The 19,916-nt window shown below is 59.0% G+C and carries 16 protein-coding genes and 1 pseudogene; 10 read left to right on the top strand and 7 right to left on the bottom strand.

The window, feature by feature from the left end:
* Window positions 1-26 precede the first annotated feature (26 nt).
* Complete coding sequence (locus ACA062_RS32900) at window positions 27-2,900, bottom strand: EAL domain-containing protein (protein ID WP_497454649.1); 2,874 nt, start codon at window positions 2,898-2,900, stop codon at window positions 27-29.
* Between the two features lie 258 nt (window positions 2,901-3,158).
* Between ACA062_RS32900 and uvrD the strand changes: the two genes are divergently transcribed.
* The 3 genes from uvrD to ACA062_RS32915 all read left to right on the top strand — a co-directional run bounded on the left by uvrD (window position 3,159) and on the right by ACA062_RS32915 (window position 7,182).
* Window positions 3,159-5,342 (top strand): DNA helicase II, encoded by a 2,184-nt coding sequence (uvrD, locus tag ACA062_RS32905; RefSeq protein ID WP_497454650.1) that lies wholly within the window; start codon window positions 3,159-3,161, stop codon window positions 5,340-5,342.
* Window positions 5,343-5,630: 288 nt separating this feature from the next.
* Window positions 5,631-6,503 carry a Tim44 domain-containing protein gene (locus ACA062_RS32910; RefSeq protein ID WP_497454651.1) on the top strand — a complete coding sequence of 291 codons (873 nt, stop codon included), beginning with the start codon at window positions 5,631-5,633 and terminating at the stop codon, window positions 6,501-6,503.
* Window positions 6,504-6,774: 271 nt separating this feature from the next.
* Window positions 6,775-7,182: an SMI1/KNR4 family protein gene (locus ACA062_RS32915; protein ID WP_497454652.1), complete on the top strand. Its 408-nt coding sequence runs from the start codon at window positions 6,775-6,777 to the stop codon at window positions 7,180-7,182.
* 23 nt (window positions 7,183-7,205) lie between these two features.
* On the opposite strand, the gene ACA062_RS32920 is transcribed toward ACA062_RS32915, so the two are convergent.
* Window positions 7,206-8,969, bottom strand: a complete 1,764-nt coding sequence (locus tag ACA062_RS32920; protein ID WP_497454653.1) for a cation:proton antiporter — start codon at window positions 8,967-8,969, stop codon at window positions 7,206-7,208.
* A 282-nt stretch (window positions 8,970-9,251) separates the two neighbouring features.
* Between ACA062_RS32920 and ACA062_RS32925 the strand changes: the two genes are divergently transcribed.
* The gene (locus tag ACA062_RS32925; RefSeq protein WP_497454654.1) at window positions 9,252-9,734 is read left to right on the top strand and encodes an acyl-CoA thioesterase; all 483 of its coding nucleotides are present in this window, start codon (window positions 9,252-9,254) and stop codon (window positions 9,732-9,734) included.
* Window positions 9,735-9,825: 91 nt separating this feature from the next.
* Here ACA062_RS32925 and pdxY read toward each other — a convergent pair whose 3' ends face one another.
* Window positions 9,826-10,698 carry a pyridoxal kinase PdxY gene (gene pdxY, locus ACA062_RS32930; RefSeq protein ID WP_064680497.1) on the bottom strand — a complete coding sequence of 291 codons (873 nt, stop codon included), beginning with the start codon at window positions 10,696-10,698 and terminating at the stop codon, window positions 9,826-9,828.
* Between the two features lie 117 nt (window positions 10,699-10,815).
* Here pdxY and ACA062_RS32935 point away from each other — a divergent pair, with 117 nt between their 5' ends.
* Complete coding sequence (locus ACA062_RS32935) at window positions 10,816-11,229, top strand: DUF3301 domain-containing protein (protein WP_497454655.1); 414 nt, start codon at window positions 10,816-10,818, stop codon at window positions 11,227-11,229.
* 118 nt (window positions 11,230-11,347) lie between these two features.
* On the opposite strand, the gene ACA062_RS32940 is transcribed toward ACA062_RS32935, so the two are convergent.
* On the bottom strand, window positions 11,348-12,313 hold the full coding sequence (locus tag ACA062_RS32940) for a CobW family GTP-binding protein (RefSeq protein WP_497454656.1): 966 nt from the start codon (window positions 12,311-12,313) through the stop codon (window positions 11,348-11,350).
* A 27-nt stretch (window positions 12,314-12,340) separates the two neighbouring features.
* Between ACA062_RS32940 and ACA062_RS32945 the strand changes: the two genes are divergently transcribed.
* Window positions 12,341-12,697 carry an NADH:ubiquinone oxidoreductase gene (locus tag ACA062_RS32945; protein ID WP_497454657.1) on the top strand — a complete coding sequence of 119 codons (357 nt, stop codon included), beginning with the start codon at window positions 12,341-12,343 and terminating at the stop codon, window positions 12,695-12,697.
* 2 nt (window positions 12,698-12,699) lie between these two features.
* On the opposite strand, the gene zigA is transcribed toward ACA062_RS32945, so the two are convergent.
* A complete protein-coding gene (gene zigA / locus ACA062_RS32950; RefSeq protein ID WP_497454658.1) occupies window positions 12,700-13,905 on the bottom strand; it encodes a zinc metallochaperone GTPase ZigA in 1,206 nt (401 codons plus the stop codon).
* Window positions 13,906-14,017: 112 nt separating this feature from the next.
* On the opposite strand from zigA, the gene folE2 reads away from it, so the two are divergent.
* From folE2 to ACA062_RS32965, 3 genes and pseudogenes are all read left to right on the top strand, one after another.
* Window positions 14,018-14,998 carry a GTP cyclohydrolase FolE2 gene (gene folE2 / locus ACA062_RS32955; RefSeq protein WP_497454659.1) on the top strand — a complete coding sequence of 327 codons (981 nt, stop codon included), beginning with the start codon at window positions 14,018-14,020 and terminating at the stop codon, window positions 14,996-14,998.
* A 14-nt stretch (window positions 14,999-15,012) separates the two neighbouring features.
* Window positions 15,013-15,140, top strand: a pseudogene (locus tag ACA062_RS32960) (carbonate dehydratase); the annotation flags it as partial.
* Between the two features lie 405 nt (window positions 15,141-15,545).
* Complete coding sequence (locus tag ACA062_RS32965; RefSeq protein ID WP_497454660.1) at window positions 15,546-16,451, top strand: His/Gly/Thr/Pro-type tRNA ligase C-terminal domain-containing protein; 906 nt, start codon at window positions 15,546-15,548, stop codon at window positions 16,449-16,451.
* 49 nt (window positions 16,452-16,500) lie between these two features.
* Here the strand turns inward: ACA062_RS32965 and ACA062_RS32970 are convergent, their stop codons facing one another.
* On the bottom strand, window positions 16,501-17,022 hold the full coding sequence (locus ACA062_RS32970) for a DUF3617 domain-containing protein (RefSeq protein ID WP_497454661.1): 522 nt from the start codon (window positions 17,020-17,022) through the stop codon (window positions 16,501-16,503).
* Window positions 17,023-17,154: 132 nt separating this feature from the next.
* On the opposite strand from ACA062_RS32970, the gene cls reads away from it, so the two are divergent.
* Window positions 17,155-18,594 (top strand): cardiolipin synthase, encoded by a 1,440-nt coding sequence (gene cls / locus ACA062_RS32975; protein WP_497454662.1) that lies wholly within the window; start codon window positions 17,155-17,157, stop codon window positions 18,592-18,594.
* Here cls and cfaB read toward each other — a convergent pair.
* Window positions 18,591-19,775, bottom strand: coding sequence for a C17 cyclopropane fatty acid synthase CfaB (cfaB, locus tag ACA062_RS32980; protein ID WP_497454663.1), 1,185 nt, complete (start codon window positions 19,773-19,775; stop codon window positions 18,591-18,593). The genes cls and cfaB overlap by 4 nt on opposite strands.
* Between the last annotated feature and the right edge of the window lie 141 nt (window positions 19,776-19,916).

Here is a 19,916-nt window from a genome sequence, read left to right on the forward strand (position 1 = left end):
CACGCCCTATGCGCTCCATGTAGCCCTTAGAAGGGCTTCGCGTCCGCACGCAGCTGTTGCAACAGGCCGTCGGCCTCGACGGGCCGACTGATCAGATAGCCCTGCACCTCATCGCAGCGCTCAGCCTTCAAAAACTCCAGCTGCTCCGGCCGCTCGACCCCTTCAGCCACGACTTTCAATGACAGTCCATGAGCCATGGCAATAATTGCCCGGGTAATCGCCGCATCCACAGTGCCCTCCCCCAGACCACGGATAAACGCCTGATCGATCTTCACGTAATCCACCGGGATGCGCTTGAGGTAGCTCAGGGACGAATAACCGGTACCAAAATCGTCAATCGCCAGTTTTACCCCAAGATTTCGCAGCTGCTGGAAGGTGGCGATGATGTGCTCGACGCTGTCCAGCAAATGACTTTCGGTGAGCTCCAGCTCCAGGTTGTGCGGCGCCAGGCCGGTTTCTTCCAGCACCTGACGCACCAGGCTGACCAGTTTGCCATGCCGCAATTGATGCACCGACAGGTTGACCGACATTCGAATCGGCGCAAGCCCCTGACGTTGCCACTCGCAGGCTTGCCAGCAGGCCTGGCGCAACACGAATTCGCCAATAGGGCCAATCAGACCCGTTTCCTCGGCCAGGCCAATGAAATCCCCTGGCGCAATGCTACCCATGGTCGGATGATCCCAGCGCACCAGCGCCTCGGCAGCGTTCAACCGGCCCGTGGCGAGGCATAGCTTGGGTTGGTAAAACACCTTCAATTGCTTTTCTTCGATGGCCTTGCGCAGCTGATTTTCCAGCTGCAGGCGCTCCAGCGTGCTGGCTTGCAGACTGTCGGTGTAGAACTGGAAATTATTGCCGCCCAAGTGCTTGGCATGCTGCATGGCGATGTTCGACTGACTGACCAGCGCGGAAATTTCCCTGGCGTTGTCCGGCAACAGACTGATGCCCATTGAAGCGCTCACCACCAATTCGTGCCCCTCGACGGTTATCGGCACACGCAACTTGGTCGACAAGCGCGTCGCTACTCGCGCCAGGCTCGAGAGGTTGCCGTAGGCATTGAACAACACGGCGAACTCATCGCCGGACAAACGCGCGATGGTGTCCGCCTCGGGCAGTGCGTTGACCAGGCGCCGGGCTATTTTTTGCAATAACTGATCGGCGACTTCATGGCCCAGGCTGTCGTTGAGCAGTTTGAAACGATCCAGGTTGATGTGCAGCAATGCCAAGCTGCGGTAGCCGCCTTGGCGCACTCGCTGGTGAGCTTCGCTTAGCCGCTCGCGGAAAAGCGAGCGGTTGGCCAAGCCGGTGAGCTCATCGTAATGGGTCAGGTAGCGCATGCGCTCTTCAGATTGCCGCCGCGCCGATAAATCGGCGAAGAAGCCTACAATATGGCTAACTTTTCCCCGAGCATCGCGTACCGTATTCAATTGCAGCCATTGCGGATACAGCTCGCCGTTCTTGCGGGTTTCCACCAGCTCGCCTTGCCAGGTTCCCTGTTGCTCCAGCGCCTGATGGATCGTCGCATAGTGCCGGCGGGCATCACGACTGCAGGGCAAGTCGACCACGTTGCGCCCGAGCATGTCCTCGATCGCATAGCCGGTGACTCGACTGAACGCCTGATTGACCGCGATCAGTGCGTAGTTCGGGTCGAAAATCACGATGCCTTCGCTGGCCGCCTCGAACACCGTCGCTGCCAGTTGCCGCTGCACTTCCAGGCTTTTGCTGACGCTGATGTCGCGGCGGGTGCCGACCATGCGGATCACCCGGCCGTTGTCACTGCGCTCGACCGCTCGACCACGGTCTTCGATCCACACCCAATGGCCATCGCCATGGCGCACGCGGTACTCGACCTGATAATCCTCGCTGCGGCCTTTCAAGTGCTCGACCAGCGCGCGCTTGAGCGACGGCAAGTCATCGGGGTGCAGGCGCGGCTTGAGGTGGCGCAGCATCGCCGTGACACACTCCGGCTCCAGGCCGAACAGCTCCTGGAGATGGGTGTGGTGGACTTCATCGGTTTGCAGGTTCCAGTCCCACAACCCCAGCTCACTGGCCTTCAACGCCAGCGCCAGTCGCGCTTCACTTTTGCTCAAGGCCTGATTGGCGGTGTCCAGCTCCAGGCTGCGCTGGGAGATGCGGCTTTCCAGCCCGGTTTGAATCGCACGCAGCTCGTCTTCGGCTCGACGGCGCTGGTCGATTTCCTTGGCGAGCTTGTAATTGAGCCGGTCGCTGTCGCTTTGAGCCTGCTGCAAGTGCTCGATCAGTGCCTGATTCTGGAAGCGCCGCAACAGTCCGCTATCGATCAGCCGATTGACCTGCCAGGCGACCACGCTCAACGCGCCCAGCAGAATCAGGCCGAACCAGCCCCAACCCTGTCCCTGCTCATCGCCGCCCCAGAACAGATAGCCGATGGCCGGCAACAGGCAGGGCAAGGTAAAGGACAGGAAGGCGGGCAGGCTGACCGCATAGGCAACGCTGGCCGAGAGCGCAGCCGCACCGATCAGACCGAATACCCAGGCTTGCTGCATGAAGTTGTCGGCGGGGACCAGCGCAATGCCGGCACCGGCCAGGGTCAGGCCGGTCAGGGCCGAACCCAGCAAAAACATGCGGCGCCAGATGGGATGGGCCTGGCGGTTGGGAATCGCTGAATCGAAGGCCGCGACCTGAATCACCCGCAATGCCACCAACGACAACAACCACACCAGCCAGACGCTGACCAGAAAGTAGCGCTGCGGACTCCAGAGCAACCAGGCGCAGACCAGGCCATTGATCAACATGAACAACGTGGGCAGCAATGAGCCTTGATACAGCAGGCGCGTGCGCTCGACCGCCATTTCCATGGCGTACTGTTTGCGGATAACCCGAGGCTCCACCGCGGGGCCCGACAGGTCGGAGCTGAGGGTCATAGGCAAAGTTCTTGTTCTTATAATAATGAGCATGAGCCCGAAACGTGCACGGAGCATACACAAGCAACTGCCCGGACCAAACTGCTCCAAGTCATAAAACAGCTAAAAATATCCGCTGCTTTCCCCGCCGTAAAAGCGTCCAGGCGAGTCCCGCCAACGCTTGCAGCCGCTGACCGACCGGTCGTCCTGCGCATGACTTTCATCGCCTGAAGCAAAGCGGGGTTTGCCCGGTGTCGCGCCGCCCCCTAGAATGCCCGGATGCGCGATGATCTCTCCCTTCTGCTGAACTCCCTCAACGATGCCCAACGCCAGGCCGTAGCTGCCTCCGTGGGTCGTCAGTTGGTCCTGGCCGGTGCTGGTTCCGGTAAAACCCGAGTGCTGGTGCACCGTATCGCCTGGTTGATCCAGGTCGAAAACGCCTCGCCTCACTCGATTCTGTCGGTGACCTTCACCAACAAGGCCGCTGCCGAGATGCGTCATCGCATCGAACAGTTGATGGGTATCAACCCGGCCGGCATGTGGGTCGGCACCTTCCACGGCCTGGCGCACCGCTTGTTGCGGGCGCATTGGCAGGAAGCCGGCCTGAGCCAGACTTTCCAGATTCTCGACAGCGACGACCAGCAGCGACTGGTCAAGCGGGTGATCCGCGAGCTGGGCCTGGACGAGCAGCGCTGGCCGGCCCGTCAGGCCCAGTGGTTCATCAACGGGCAGAAAGACGAAGGTCTGCGTCCAAAACACATTCAAGCCAGCGGCGACCTGTTCCTGGCGACCATGCGCAACATTTATGAAGCCTATGAGGCCGCGTGCCTGCGCGCCGGCGTCATCGACTTCTCCGAATTGCTGCTGCGCGCCCTCGACCTGTGGCGCGATCACCCGGGCTTGCTCGCGCATTATCAAAAGCGCTTCCGACACATTCTGGTGGACGAGTTCCAGGACACCAACGCCGTGCAGTACGCCTGGTTGCGTCTGCTGGCCAAGGGCGGCGACAGCCTGATGGTGGTCGGCGATGACGATCAGTCCATCTACGGCTGGCGCGGCGCGAAAATCGAGAACATTTATCAGTATTCGGACGATTTTCCGGATGCCCAGACCATTCGTCTTGAGCAGAACTACCGCTCTACCGCCGGGATCCTCAAGGCTGCCAACGCCCTGATCGCCAATAACACAGGGCGCATGGGCAAGGAGCTGTGGACCGACGGCGGTGAAGGCGAAGCGATCAATCTGTATGCCGCGTTCAACGAGCATGATGAAGCGCGCTATGTGGTGGAAACCATTGAAAGCGCGCTGAAAACTGGCTTGGCGCGCAGCGATATCGCGATTCTGTACCGCTCCAACGCCCAATCGCGCGTTTTGGAAGAAGCCTTGTTGCGCGAGCGTATTCCGTACCGCATCTACGGCGGCCAGCGCTTTTTCGAACGGGCTGAAATCAAGAATGCCATGGCCTATCTGCGCTTGCTGGAAGGCCGTGGCAACGATGCGGCACTGGAGCGGGTGATCAACGTTCCGGCCCGTGGCATCGGCGAGAAAACCGTCGAAGCGATCCGCGACCATGCCCGTCACAGCGATGTGTCGATGTGGGAAGCCATGCGCCTGCTGGTCGCCAATAAAGGCCTGACCGGGCGCGCTGCGGGCGCTCTCGGGGCATTTATCGAGCTGATCGAGAACCTCGCCGCCAAATGCATGGAGATGCCCCTGCATCTGATGACCCAGACCGTCATCGAGCAGTCCGGGCTGATCGCCTACCACGAAGCGGAAAAAGGCGAGAAAGGTCAGGCCCGGGTAGAAAACCTTGAGGAACTGGTCAGCGCCGCGCGCAACTTCGAAAACGCGGAAGAAGACGAAGACCTGTCGCCACTGGCGGCGTTCCTCGGTCATGCGTCGCTGGAGGCCGGGGATACCCAGGCCGACGAGCACGAAGACAGCATTCAACTGATGACTCTGCACAGCGCCAAAGGCCTGGAATTTCCTTACGTGTTTCTGGTGGGCATGGAAGAAGGCCTGTTCCCGCACAAGATGAGCCTGGAAGAACCCGGTCGTCTCGAGGAAGAGCGCCGCCTGGCCTATGTCGGCATCACCCGGGCCATGCAGAACCTGGTGATGACCTATGCGGAAACCCGACGCCTGTACGGCAGCGAGACTTACAACAAAGTGTCGCGTTTCGTACGGGAAATACCGAAAGGTCTGATCCAGGAGGTGCGCCTGTCCAATAGCGTCAGCCGTCCGTTCGGTGGCGGGCAGCAGCAGAGCTCCAGTAGTCTGTTTGGTGGCAGCGAGATCCCGGACACCGGGTTCAGTCTGGGCCAGACGGTACGCCATTCCGTGTTCGGCGACGGCGTGATCCTGAACTTCGAAGGCGCAGGGGCTCAGGCCCGGGTCCAGGTGAACTTCAGCGAAGGCAGCAAGTGGCTGATGCTGGGCTACGCCAAACTGGAAGCGATCTGACGCCCGCGTTCGGCTTTCTGTAGGAGCGAGCTTGCTCCGGGCGGCGTTCCGACGAAAGTCGTCAACGATAACGCTGGAGGCCTGACACCCCGAGGTGTGCTCAGGTTTATCGCGAGCAAGCTCGCTCCTACACACTCATCCTACAGACCAAAGTTAACAGGCCTTATTGACCTGACTGAAGCTGAACGAAACCTGTCAGGCAAAAGCCCGAAACAATCTGCCGCTAGCCAGTAACACTTCACCTGTGCAACATGGCGCGCGTGCCTTCCACAAATGGGAATTCCCTTTATGAAACGTTTTCTTAGCATCGCCATGGCGTTGTGCATCGGCCTGACGATGAGCCTCGACGCCAACGCCAAGCGCTTTGGTGGCGGCAAGAGCTCCGGCGCTGCGCCGACTCACCAGACCAGCCAAATGGCTCCTTCTTCTGCCGCAGGCGGTGCTGCCGCCACTGCGGGCGCCGCCGGTGCCGCTGGCGCTGCCGCCAAGGCCGGCGGTGCTTCGCGCTGGCTCGGCCCTCTGGCCGGCATCGCTGCCGGTGGCCTGCTGGCCTCCATGTTCATGGGTGGCGGCTTCGAAGGCATGCAGATCTTCGACATCCTGATCATGGCGGTCATCGCCTTCCTGGTCTTCCGTTTCATCGCCGCCCGTCGCCGCAAGCAGCAGGAGCACCTGGCTCCGGCTGGCGCGCCGATGCAGCGTGAAGCGTTCGAGCAGAAGCCAACAGCCATGGGTTCGGTCTTCGGCGGTTCGGCAGCACCTGTCGCCGCTCGTCCGGTGATCAATGCCCCGGCCTGGTTCAATGAAAAGAACTTCATTGAAGCCGCCCGCAACCACTTCCAGTCGCTGCAACAGCACTGGGACGCCAACGAAATGGACAAGATCTCCGAGTTCGTGACCCCGCAACTGCTCGAGTTCCTCAAGCGCGAACGTGCGGACCTGGGCGAAGGTTTCCAGTCCACCTACATCGATAACCTCAACGTCCAGCTGGATGGCGTGGATGATCGCGCCGACAAGACCATCGCCACCCTGACCTTCAGCGGTGTGTCGAAGACCTCGCGCTTCGACCAGGGCGAAGTGTTCAGCGAAAGCTGGAACATGGAACGTCCGCAGGGCGAGAACCAGCCTTGGCTGGTCGCAGGTATCCGCCAGAACGGCTGATATCCTCCTGGTTCTGTCTGGAAGGTGCCGAGCTAAGATCAGACAAGGCAAAAACAGGTGAGGAAGCGGAGTTGACTTTAGTCAATGAGCATTCCGAACCTGTTTTTAACGCCGTATGATCGACGCGCAGGCACGTTCCAGACAGAACCTAGCATGCTGTAATGAAAACCCCGGCCTCGGCCGGGGTTTTCTATTTCGCGGTTGCATCTATAGCGAGCTACTGTATAAACCGCCCCATATAAACCGCGCCATCAGCAAGAGGATCCCGGACGTGGAAGAAATCATCGAACAACTGCGTGAAGCCAACGAACCGGTACCGGTCCCCTTGGAGTTGCCCGAGGAAGATCAACTGGTGGAAATCGAGGAACAACTGTTCATCGACATTCCGTTTGTCTTCAGAGAATTTTTGCTGACCGTCAGCGACGTGGTCTACGGCAGCCTGGAGCCGGTGACCGTCACCGACCCGCAATCCCACACCTACCTGCCGGACGTTGCCGCCAACGCCTGGGATGCCGGCGTCGATCGCAGCATGATCCCGATCTGCCAGGACGGTGACAATTACTACCTGGTCGAAGAAGACGGCACCGTGGTGCTGTGGCTGGCCGAGGAAGAGCTGATTGCCGAAGAAACCTGGGAATCGGTATGGCACTGGGCGCGGGACGTCTGGCTGGAAAGCTGAGCCGTCTGACGCGCCCCCGGTGGTCAATGCCCCGGCGAATCCTTGTGGTTGTCCAGGGTTTCCAGCAAGGCCACCTGCATGCGCGTATGCACGCGGATGAACCAGCGCCAGAGTAGCGCCGCCACGGCGGCCGCGACGACGACGATCAGTACCAGCAACTTGTTGGTCGGCAGAATACTGGCCGACAAGGCTGCCAACAGCAGGAAGATCACCAGCAGCGAGAGAATCGGGATCACTTCGGAGATCACCCGACGCACTCGCTGTGTGTGGCGCCCGGCCATTTCCGGCTTCACCCCCATCTCCGCCAGTAGCATCGACAGCGCCTTGAGCTTGCGATAGGCGGCGATCAGAAACGGCAGCGACAACAGCAGCGCCCCACCCCAGATCAACGCTTTCTGCCAGCTCGGGTCACTGATCCAGTCTTGCAGGTAAGCGGAAATGCGCTCGGCGAAGTACGCGCCCGCGAAGAAAATCGCAATCACCAGCGCCAGATTGACCCCCACCTGCAACAGGATCCGCCGAATCATCGACGCCAGCAGCGCGCCCTCGCCCTGAGGCTGAATGCTACGCAACCATTCGCCGTACATTCCCAACACCCGATTCAGGCGTTGCGGCATCACCGCCGCCAGCTTGATCGACAATGGGTCAGCCGCGCGAATCAAGTACGGCGTCATCAGCGTAGTGAGCACCGAAACTGCCACAGCCACCGGATAGAGGAAGTTACTGGTGACCTGCAAGGTCATGCCCAGCGAGGCGATGATGAAGGAAAATTCGCCAATTTGCGAAAGCCCCATCCCGACCCGCAGTGAGGTGCGTCCGTCGTTGCCGGCGATAAAAGCGCCGAGGCCGCAGGACAGCATCTTGCCCAGTACCACGGCAACGGTGATGACCGCGATGGGCCAGGCGTATTGCAGCAGGATCATCGGCTCCAGCATCAAGCCGATCGCGACAAAGAAGATGGCGCTGAACAGGTCGCGCACCGGCTCGATCAAGCGTTCGATCTTCAGCAATTGCCGGGACTCAGCCATGATCGCGCCGATCAGGAATGCCCCGAGCACCATGCTGTATTCGAGCTTGACCACCAGCAGGCAGAAACCGAAACACAGCCCCAGCACGGTGATCAGCAGCATCTCGTTGCTGTCGAATTTGGCCACATAGGCCAGCAGTCGCGGGACCAGAAGAATGCCGATGACCAGCGCGACGATCATGAACAGCGAGAGCTTGCCGACCGTGGAAAAGACTTCACCGGAGCTGACCGTGCCGCTGACGGCGATGCTCGACAACAAGGCAATGATGCCGATACCGAGGATATCTTCGACGATCAATACGCCGAAGATCAGTTGGGCAAAGCGCTCGTTCTTCATCTTCAGGTCATTCAGGGCCTTGACGATGATGGTGGTCGAGGAAATCGCCAGGATCGCGCCGAGGAACAGCGAGTCCATGGTGTTCCAGTCGAACCAGCGGCCAATCTCGTAGCCGATCCAGATCATCAGCACGATTTCCAGGAATGCCGCGATGAATGCGGTGGCGCCCACCTTGAACAGCTTGCGCAGGCTGAACTCCAGGCCCAGGCAGAACATCAGGAAAATCACCCCGAGTTCGGCGAGGGTCTTGATGGTTTCTTCGTCGTGGATCAGGCCGAACGGCGGCGTGTGCGGGCCAATGATAAAGCCGGCGACGATATAACCGAGGACCACCGGCTGTTTGAAGCGATGGAACAGCACCGTCACCACACCCGCGACCAACATGATCACCGCCAGGTCCTGAATAAAACTGATGGCATGCATGGTGTGGGCTCCTTGGTCGCGATTGCTCAAGCACCAGCCCGGGAAAGGTCTGATTGAGCAGGGGAAAAATCCGATTTAGATGTAGGAATTGCCCTTGGGGCAGGCATTTGAAGGGTAACACCGCGACTTCCGGCAGAAAGGCGGTGCAATATATGGAAACAGATCGATGAGGCGTGACGGCGATCATCCGCCCGGCGTCCCGATAACTGTGGTTTGAAAAAACCGACCACGCACCCGCAGAGGTGCGCCCTTCCGAAACCTGCCTTGACCCGTGAGAACGCTATGGAACCCGGAAACGCCCAGCTGTCGATGACGGTATTGATGACCCCCGACATGGCCAATTTTTCTGGCAATGTTCACGGCGGTACCCTGCTCAAGTACCTCGACGAAGTGGCCTACGCCTGCGCCAGCCGATATGCCGGCCGCTATGTGGTGACTTTGTCGGTGGATCAGGTGATTTTTCGCGAGCCGATTCATGTCGGCGAACTGGTGACCTTCCTGGCCTCGGTCAATTACACCGGCAACACCTCGATGGAGGTGGGCATCAAGGTGGTGACCGAGAACATCCGCGAGCGCTCTGTGCGCCACACCAATAGCTGTTTCTTCACCATGGTCGCGGTGGATGACCAGCGCAAACCGGCCGCAGTCCCGCCGCTGCAACCACACAATAGCGAAGACAAGCGTCGTTTCATGCAGGCCCAGCAGCGTCGGCAGATTCGGCAGGAACTGGAAAAGCGTTATCAGGAAATCAAGGACGACGCCTGAAGCAAAGATCGCAGCCTTCGGCAGCTCCTACAGGGGTATGCGTTCCTTTGTAGGAGCTGCCGCAGGCTGCGATCTTTTCGCCGCACCCCGCTTACAAACTGATCGCCATCGCCTCGAACCGCACCCGCGGATGAGCAATGCGGTCTTGCGCCCGCACCAGTTCCAGTTCATAGCTGGCACAGGCCTGGGTTTCCAGCAGCACTTCATGCACGGCCGACGCGGCGAATTCAAACGCCGCCACCAGGCTGTCGCCCAACAGGACGCGAGCCAGGAACAGCCCGGAGGTCAGGTCGCCAACACCCACGGGCTGACGGGGAAACGCCAGCATGGGACGACGCAGGTGCCAGCTGCCCTCTCCCGTCACCAGTAGCATCTCGAAAACGTCTGCCGGTTTGCCGGGATAGGCCAGATGCTTGACCAATACCGCTTTCGGACCACGCGCCAGCAGCGCGCGCGCCATGGCCAGGCAATCGAACAGGGACTGCGGCCTGCGCCCCGAGAAGCTGTCCAGTTCCAATTGGTTCGGGCACATGAAATCCGCCACGGCGGCCGCTTCTTCCAGCAGGAAATCGCTCACCTCCGCCGGCACACTGCACCCCTTCTCCGGGTGGCCCATCACCGGATCGCACAGATACAGTGCCTTGGGATTCATCGATTTGATTCGCGCCACCCCCGTCAGAATGGCCCGGCCCTGGGCTGCACTGCCCAAGTAACCGGACAACACAGCATCGCAGTTGCCCAGTTCGCCAATCGCTGCGATCCCTTCCACCAGCTCGGGAATCTGATGCGGGGCCAGCACGTCACCGGTCCACTGGCCATATTGGGTGTGGTTGGAGAACTGCACGGTATTGAGCGGCCAGACATTCACCCCGACCCGCTGCATCGGGAAAACAGCGGCGCTGTTGCCAGCGTGGCCGAACACCACGTGGGACTGGATGGCGAGCAGATGGGGCGTACGTTTCATTCAGTGAGTTCCGTAAAACATTGGAAATTCAAGCCACGCAGTATGCGACGAAACACAGCCTGTACGACAGGCCGGCGACGCAGTTAAGCTGACACTATCTTGTTGGAGCAACCTTTGATGCTGACCCTCGGAAATATCTTTGTGCTAATGCTGCTCGCCACTGGCGGTGCGTGGCTATGGCACAACCATGGCTTGCGCGAGCGGGCGCTGGAGCGGGTCATGCAGCATTGCAGCAAGCTCGGAATCGAATTGCTGGACGGCAACGTGGCGCTGAAAAAAATTGCCTTCATCAAAGACGCCAACGGTCGGCGGCGTCTGGCCCGCGTGTATAACTTCGAATTCACCGTGACCGGCGAAACCCGGCACAACGGCACGATCACTCAATTCGGGGCCCACAGCGCACAGATCGAACTGGCGCCCTACCCCATGCCATTCGACGATACGCCTGAGGTGGTCGACATAGTGAAGCCTCGTGCCGAGGTCATCGAGTTGAGCCAATGGCGACAGGAACACACCAAGTGGCGTCCCTAGATCAAAAGATCGCAGCCTTCGGCAGCTCCTACATTGTGGAATGCAATCCCCTGTAGGAGCTGCCGCAGGCTGCGATCTTTTGATCTTTTGATCTTTTGATCTTTTGATCTTTTGATCTTCAACCCAAACGACATTCCGCCAAAGCTCTCTGCAACGAATCAACATCCTGCGGCTCACTGAAAATCAACTCGATCCGCGAATCCCGCCGCCACTCACTGGGCCGCCATTCCAGTACCGAGTTATCCAGTGCATTCACCGATACCCACCCTCCGACGCTGTGGATAACCAGCTTCGCCCGCCGCCAGGCAAGGCTTTCCAGCCATCGGCCAACTAGCGCCGCATCGAATGCCTGACTCGGATGCCAACGCCAGCCAATGCTCCAACCGCCCTCCTGATCCTGGCTCAGGCAAATCGGTAATGCAGGGTCACTCCAGACCGCGGGCATCTGCGCCAGTCCCTGAGGCACGCTGAAGTTATCCACACCCGCCACAGCCTGGGTTTCAAGCCCGGGCAATTCGCTCAACGGCAACACGGCTTGCTGCGTCCAGTACAACCGACGTGCCGGCAGTAGCGCGGCGATACGCTGCCTATCACCGGCATCGAGATGTTCGGACTTGTTCAACAGCAGCAAACCGGCCCTGCTCAGCGTCTCCTGTTGAGTAGCAGGCAGCGGCTTACCTATAGCCAGCGCCTGGGCATCCAGTACCAGTACACAAGGCTGAACCGCCAGCACCCCTTGCCACGGCGCTTCACCCAACTGCCTGAGCAACTGCGCCGGATGGCCCAGCCCCGATGGCTCGATGAACAATCGATCCGGCCGCGCCCTGCGCAGCAAGCGCCCGAGCCCGATCTGAAAGGGCGCACCATTCACGCAACACAAACAGCCCCCGGCCACTTCACCCAGTGCTATACCTTCGATGTCCCGGGTCAGCAGTGCAGCGTCGAGGCCGATCTGGCCGAACTCGTTGATCAACACCGCCCAACGCTCGTTCGCCGGGCGTTGCGCCAGCAGGTGCTTGATCAGGCTGGTCTTGCCAGCGCCCAATGGGCCGGCGATGACGTGGGTCGGAATGTTCTGCAACATGGTCGGTATTTTCTGAGGAGGTAAAGAATGCGGTTGATGGGATTGTCATTGCTGTTGGCACTCGCTTCAGGCGAAGTGTTGGCCCAAGCATGTGTGGTACATAGTACGGCTGAGCGACTCGACGTCAGAGTCTGCCAGCAGAACCGCACCATCCCGGAGAAACTGTTCGCCGACGGATTCTGTCAACCAAACCTGCCCGGGCAGAAAGTCGAGGTGCAGTACGTCGACAAATGCCCCACCGGTGCCTTCGGCGTATGCAGCAACGCCCAAGTAGCCAATATGCCTTACCGCCAGGACATTCACTATTACGGCGTGGCCACCGATGCGGCGTATTTGCAGCCGTTTTGCGAAGCCCAGAGCCTGGGAACCTGGCTCAAGCCGTAAGCCTAGCTCACCCCAGCATGCCAAGGGCCGAACGGATCGGCCAGCAGCCTCCAACCCTCGACACCCAACGCCATTTCATCATCGTTCAGCAAGCAGTCATTGAGATCAGCGGTGAGTTGTGCGAAATCGATGTTCTGGCCGATAAACACCAGTTCCTGCCGGCAATCGCCGACGGCGGCTGTCCAGTTTTCCATGATTGCAGCTGTACTTTCCGTGTCTTGCGGCCACTGGGTTTTCGGCACGAAACGCCACCAGCGTCCGGCGAAACCGTGGCGCATCAACCCACCGGCCTGGGACCAGCTACCGGCATCCATGTGTTTGCTGGCCAGCCAAAAGAAGCCCTTGGAGCGCAGCAGTTTGCCGTTCACCCACGGCCGATCGATGAAGCTGAAGAAACGCTGTGGATGAAAGGGCCTGCGCGCTCGATAGGCGCTGGAGGCGATGCCGTACTCATGGGTCTCTGGCACATGTTCGCCGCGCAGCTCCTGCAACCAGCCAGGCGCCTGGGCGGCCTTTTCGAAGTCGAAGCGGCCGGTGTTGAGTATCTTCTCCAAGTGGATTTCACCCATCACCATCGGGATGATTTCCGCCTGGGCGTTGAGCCGCTCAAGGATCGCGATCAGCTCCTGGCGCTCGCGACTGCTGATCAGGTCGATCTTGCTGATCAGAATCACGTCGGCGAATTCGATCTGCTCGATCAACAGATCAGTGATCGAGCGTTCGTCCTCATCGCCCAATGTTTCACCACGGGAAGCGAGGCTTTCGGCAGCCTGGTAGTCGAGCAGGAAATTCATGCCATCGACCACCGTAACCATGGTGTCGAGTCGGGCGATGTCAGCCAGGCTCTGCCCGTCTTCGTCGCGGAAAGTGAAGGTCTCCGCTACGGGCAATGGCTCGGAAATACCGGTGGATTCGATCAGCAAGTAATCAAACCGCCCCTCCTTGGCGAGTTTGCTGACCTCTTCCAGCAAGTCCTCACGCAACGTGCAGCAGATGCAGCCGTTGCTCATTTCCACGAGCTTTTCTTCAGCGCGATTGAGATTGACGTCACGCTGGACTTCGCTGCCATCGATGTTGATTTCGCTCATGTCGTTGACGATCACGGCGACCCGCAGGTTGTCGCGGTTACGTAGCACGTAATTGAGCAATGTACTTTTGCCGGCACCTAGAAAGCCGGACAGAACGGTGACGGGAAGACGGTTGGGCATCAGGGATTCCTCGCAGGGCATACCCGATCAAATCGTCGGGCTTGAAAAAGGCATGGTCGCATCTAATGTAATAACATAACATACGAACTCGACTTCCACGATGGACCTGCTCATGAACGCGCTGACGCTACCGGATATTGCCGCGCAGGCCCCACGTCAAGCCCTGCCCCTGGAGTGGGTGGGCATGTGTGGCATTGCTCTTCCTGTTTCATTCGATGGCCAACGCCTTAGCGCACAGGCCGATGCCGGCGTGAGCCTCGATGATGGCGAGGCGCGTGGCATCCATATGTCGCGGTTGTACCTTGCGCTCGAAATACTTGAACAGGAGAACCTCACCCCTGGGTTGCTGCGGCAAGTCTTGCAGCGCTTTCTGAAGAGTCATGAAGGACTGTCCACCAGCGCCTACCTGAAGATTCATACCGAGCTGCTGTTGAAGAGGTCGGCGCTGGTCAGCCCACTGTCGGGCTGGAAGAGCTACCCGGTCAGCATCGAAGTACAATTGAAAAACGCGATGTTCCACGTGGAACTAAAAATCGACGTGACATATTCCTCAACCTGCCCGTGCTCGGCGGCCCTGTCCCGTCAGCTGATTCAGCAGCAATTCGTTGATGACTTCGCCAACAAGGCACTGCAACACGCCGATGTTTTGGCATGGCTTGGTTCCACCAAAGGCATCGTTGCGACACCCCATAGCCAGCGCAGCTCTGCGAAATTGCGCCTTCGCCTGGACAATCATCTGGACGAACTGCCGCTGGTCGCGACAATCAATGACGTAGAAGCCGCGCTCGGCACTGCCGTACAAACCGCAGTAAAGCGGGCCGACGAACAAGCCTTCGCTTTGGCCAACGGTCAAAACCTGATGTTCTGTGAAGATGCCGCTCGACGCTTGAACGTGGCCTTGAAACGCTCACCTGGCATTAGCGCGTTTCACATCCAGGTCATCCACGCCGAAAGTCTGCATGCCCACGACGCAGTCGCTGAAAGCCGATGGAATTGGGGGGCGCGTGATTTGAAAGACCCTTCAGATGAGCTACCGCTGATCGCAGAATCCGCCTACGTGGATAAAACCGCTATATTTTCGGCAAAGCAGTGAGCGTCGAAAACGTCGGCCCCTACACTGACCCCTGTCACAGTTCCCGCCGGTAAGCGTCAGCGCCTCAAAATTATCCGAGGACGTGGCACCTACCAACGTCAACCTGGTGCTCGGTTACAAAGCCCTGCAGAACGAGTTCTGACCATAAGAGTGCTGTTCCCCAGGGCCGGTTGAAAAAGAAAATTGCCTGGCACGACCAACGTCTTAATGACATCCACCAGGTTTGCCCCTAGGGTTTATACGCTAGGGGGCGTTCTCAATTAGTTTCCCCCCCGCGCCGGGTCTGCTGTTGTGCAGGGCAAGGCGCGAGAAGCGTGGTTTGGTCATTCCAAATAAGCTTCGAGCAACGCAGCCCTGCACAACAGCAGGCCCGGCCCTTCGGGTTGTGCCTTAAAGCGGGCCAGGCTGCGTTGCAGGCCTTGGAAAGGGAACAACCATTCCCAGCGGCCTGCGCCTTGCCTGGCCCGCTTTAAGGCGACAACGCGGTGGGGAAACTAATTGAGAACGCCCCCTAGCGCATGTGATCGAAACCTTCGAGACACTGACCATGATCCAGATCACTTTGACTGACGGTTCAATGCGTGAATACGACCAGCCGCTGTCTGTGTATGAGGTTGCTGCGAGCATCGGCGGTGGGTTGGCCAAAGCGGCTGTCGCAGGACGGGTAGACGGTGTGCTAGTGGACTGTGCATTCATGATCGAAGTGGATGCGCGAGTCAGTATCGTCACACCGCAGGAGCCCGATGGCCTGGAGATCCTGCGCCGCTCCTGCGCGCTGATGTTGTCGATGGCGGTCAAGCAGCTCTATCCGACTGCCCAGTTGCAGACTGGATCGACGCTGGGTGATGGCTTCTTTTATGAGTTTTTTTACGAGCGTCCCTTATCCCTGGTTGACCTTGCCAGCATCGAAGCGCGCATGAAGACGCTGGCGGCGACCAATCATCCGATCCGCCGTCGCGATCCGACATTGCAATCAATACCTGTCGAAACACTATCGCGGTACCTGCTGGGGGATTTCGAATGTGTGACTGTGGGACCGCATGTTCCCGCAACCAAGGTATTGCAGGCGTTCGCCCTGGAGCACATCAGCGGTACTTCGCCACAACGGATATACGGCACCTGCTGGTCGTGCCAACAGGAACTGGAACATTGGCGCACCCCGCCGCATGTGATTGTCGTGAGCATGGATGATCGCCAATTGGATTATGCCCAGTCGGTGACCGAAGCATTGCGTCGAAGTGGCGTGCGTGCCAGCGCGGACCTGCGCAACGAGAAGGTACGTCACAAGATTCGCGAGCACAGTCAGCACGTGCCGTATCTGGTGGTGATCGGCGAGAAAGAAAAGCAAGGCGGGTTTGTCAGTGTGCGCAGCCGCACCGGGGAGGATTTCGGCAGGATGGCGGTTGAGGTGGTATGTGAATGGTTGAGATCAACAGGGCTTGGGAGAGCTTGAGCGGACTCCCACAAATCCCTGTGGGAGCGAGCGTGCTCGCGAAGCTTTTTTAGGCTCTGGGCTTAACCGTTCCGCAATCCTGCCCCAACCACACGGCGCGAGTATCGAGACTACCCTTTTGCTGAATCCCGGTGGCGTTGAAAGTGCCATTGACCTTGGTGGTGAATTCACGATCACTGAGGAACGTGGCAACGCCTGCACCTTGCGCTTTTGGACAGCTGAAGCGGAATTTCCACTGGTTGCCCGTACGCTCGGTAATTTCCTGTTTGCAGCCCGATTGCGGATCCGTCAGCGGAATGTTGTCTGTCTTGACCTGCTCAGGCGTCAGGCAAGACCGAATTCCTTTTCCACCCATGGTAATGCCCTGCTTCTCCAACTGTGCGCGCTGTTCAGGGGTCATCTGGCTTTGTATCTGCCCAAGGATCAATTGCAGGTCGGGCAGGTCCTGGTTATCGACTTTCATGTTGCTCGAGGTTAATTCCCACAAACCCGGCTGCAGCATCTGCGCCTGAGCGGCCACAGGAAGAGCCAAACCAAAAGCCACGGCCAAACCCAGCAGACGAACGTTCATCGAGTAACTCCTGATCAGTAGTGGCCGTTAGACGTCAGCCACGGGCTTCGGTTCATGGGCCAATTAATTAGCGACATTCTGCACGGAACATGGTCTTTTAAGTATTGAATCTTCAGGAGCAAGGCTGCCCCCATGGATTATTTTGGACCGCATGTTTTCGGTTATCTGATCGCCCTTCTGCACTCGTTAGGCATGATCGCCGCCATCCATGCCGTATTGACCGTTCGGACCGCTCAGGGCTCGATCGCCTGGGCCCTGTCATTGCTGTTCATTCCCTATCTGACGCTCATCCCATATCTGGTCTTCGGCCGCAGCGCCTTCGATGGCTACATCAAGGCCCGGCGTCAGGCCAACGAGGAAATGCGCAAAGCCATTGCCGAGATGAACTGGCGACCCTGGGTCGAAGAGGCGCTGACCGCACGCGCGTCCGAAGCCTACGCGTCACTCAGGGCGATGCCGAAGCTGGGACGCATGCCATGCCTGGCGAACAATGAAGTACACCTGCTGATCAACGGCCACGACACCTTCGACGCGATTTTTGAAGCCATCAGCCAGGCAAAGGAAGCCGTGCTGATTCAGTTTTTCATCATCCATGACGATCGCCTTGGCCAACGGCTGCAAACCTTGTTGCTGAAGAAAGCCGCCGAAGGCGTGGCTGTTTATTTGTTGTACGACCGCATCGGCAGCCATTCCTTGCCTCACAGTTACGTACAGCCGTTACGCGACGCTGGAGTAGAGGTCAAAGCCTTCGCGACCCGCAGCGGCTGGCTCAACCGCTTCCAGGTCAACTTCCGCAACCATCGCAAGATAGTGGTAGTCGACGGGATCCTAGGCTTCGTCGGCGGGCACAATGTCGGTGATGAATACATGGGCGAGAAACCACCCTTGGCGCCGTGGCGCGATACTCACGTCCAAGTACGCGGGCCGGTGGTGGCGTGCATGCAGGAATCCTTCGCTGAAGACTGGTTCTGGGCAGCCCGATCCCTGCCACCGCTGATCCTGCCGGACGTTTATCCGGATGACGGCGTGCTCTGCCAACTGCTCGCCAGCGGCCCGGCAGACTCCTACGAGACCTGTTCGTTATTCTTCGTCGAAGCTATCCATGCGGCCACGGAACGAATCTGGATCACCAGTCCCTATTTCATCCCGGACGAAGCGGTGTTCGCCGCATTGCGGCTCGCAGTGCTGCGCGGGGTGGATGTGCGGATTCTGCTGCCATCGCGGCCAGATCACCGAATCGTCTACGCTGCCTCCAGTCTTTATGCCTTCGAAGCGGTACGCGCCGGGGTCCGGGTGTTCCGTTACGAACCCGGCTTCCTCCATCAGAAAGTGGTGTTGATCGACAGTGAAATAACCGCCATTGGCAGTGCGAACATGGATAACCGGTCATTCCGGTTGAATTTTGAAGTCATGCTGCTGACCGTCGACAGCGTGTTTGCCACCGAGGTTGAACAGATGCTCAACGATGACTTCGCGCAAGCCCACGAAATCGCCAAAGAAGAAAGCCGGGAGACCCACCGCCTGCAACAGGTCGGCATGCGGATCGCCCGGCTGATCTCGCCCATACTCTAGGGGTTGTAAATGTCGTCGCGGGTCCATGGCAGTTCATGGCTGCCATCGGCATGGGCTTTCACCGCCAGGATCTGGTGGAGGTTGATCCAGCCCCTGGCGAACGCGTAGGCGCACCCCGCCAGGTACAGCCGCCAGATTCGCAGCGCCTGCTCAGGCACCAACTTGCCCGCGGCCTCCAGATTGTCTTCGAGACGTTCGCTCCAATGGTCGAGGGTACGCGCGTAATGCAGGCGCAGGCTCTCGACATCGACGATCTCCAGCCCTGCTTCGCTGATCTCGGCAGAAATCATCGACAAGTGCGGCAGCTCACCATTGGGGAATACGTACCTCTCAATGAAGTCACCGGCACCGCGCCCCACCGGACGGCCATCGGTGTACTTGGCAGTGATCCCGTGGTTCATCACCAGGCCGCCCTCCTTCACCGCGCCGAACAAGGTTTTGCAGTACTGGGTCAGGTTGGCGTGACCGACATGCTCGAACATGCCCACGCTGACCACTTTGTCGAAGCGCCCGTCCTGAGGCAAATCGCGGTAGTCCAGCAGCTGCAATTCGACCAGATCGTCCAGGCCTTCGGCGCTCACCCGCTCGCGGGCCAGGGCTAACTGCTCTTTACTGAGCGTAATTCCGAACACCTTCGCGCCGAACTCCCGGGCCGCATACCGCGCCAACCCGCCCCAGCCGCAACCGACATCCAGCAGATACTCGCCGGGCTGCAGCCGCAACTTGCGACACAGGTGGCGGAACTTGGCTTGCTGGGCTTGCTCAAGGGTTTCGCTACCGGTCTCGAAATACGCGCAGGAATACGCCATGTCACTGTCGAGCCACAGCTGATAAAACGCGTTGGAAAGGTCGTAGTGATAAGAGATCGCTTTCGCATCGGTGTCCTTATCATGGACGACGCGAACCGGCTGACTACTTTGATCACCGAGCATCGCCTGGCTCCATTCATCGCAGACGCGAATCACGTCACTGATGGAACCTTCGAGCTCCAGTTTGCCTTCGACAAAGGCCGCTCCGAGCGCGTCGAGACTGGGATGGGTGAACTGGGTAACCATTTGTGGGTCCTTGACCACAATAGTGACGCTGGGCGTCGGTCCCAGGTCGAATTCATGGCCGTCCCAGAGTCGCAGGCGTAAGGGTAACTGCAGATTCTGTAAGGCCGGTGGAAGTTGCGCGAGCATGGAAAATCCCCCTTGTTTCAGACGTCTGATGAGAGGGTAGACCATCCTTGAAAAATAGCTGGCTATCGATTTAATAGCCGATTTCTATAACTCACGGCGCTCCAACCAGCCGTCGTGAGTGCATATAGTGCTATGCCCTCA

Source organism: Pseudomonas sp. LBUM1679 (genome assembly GCF_059695565.1).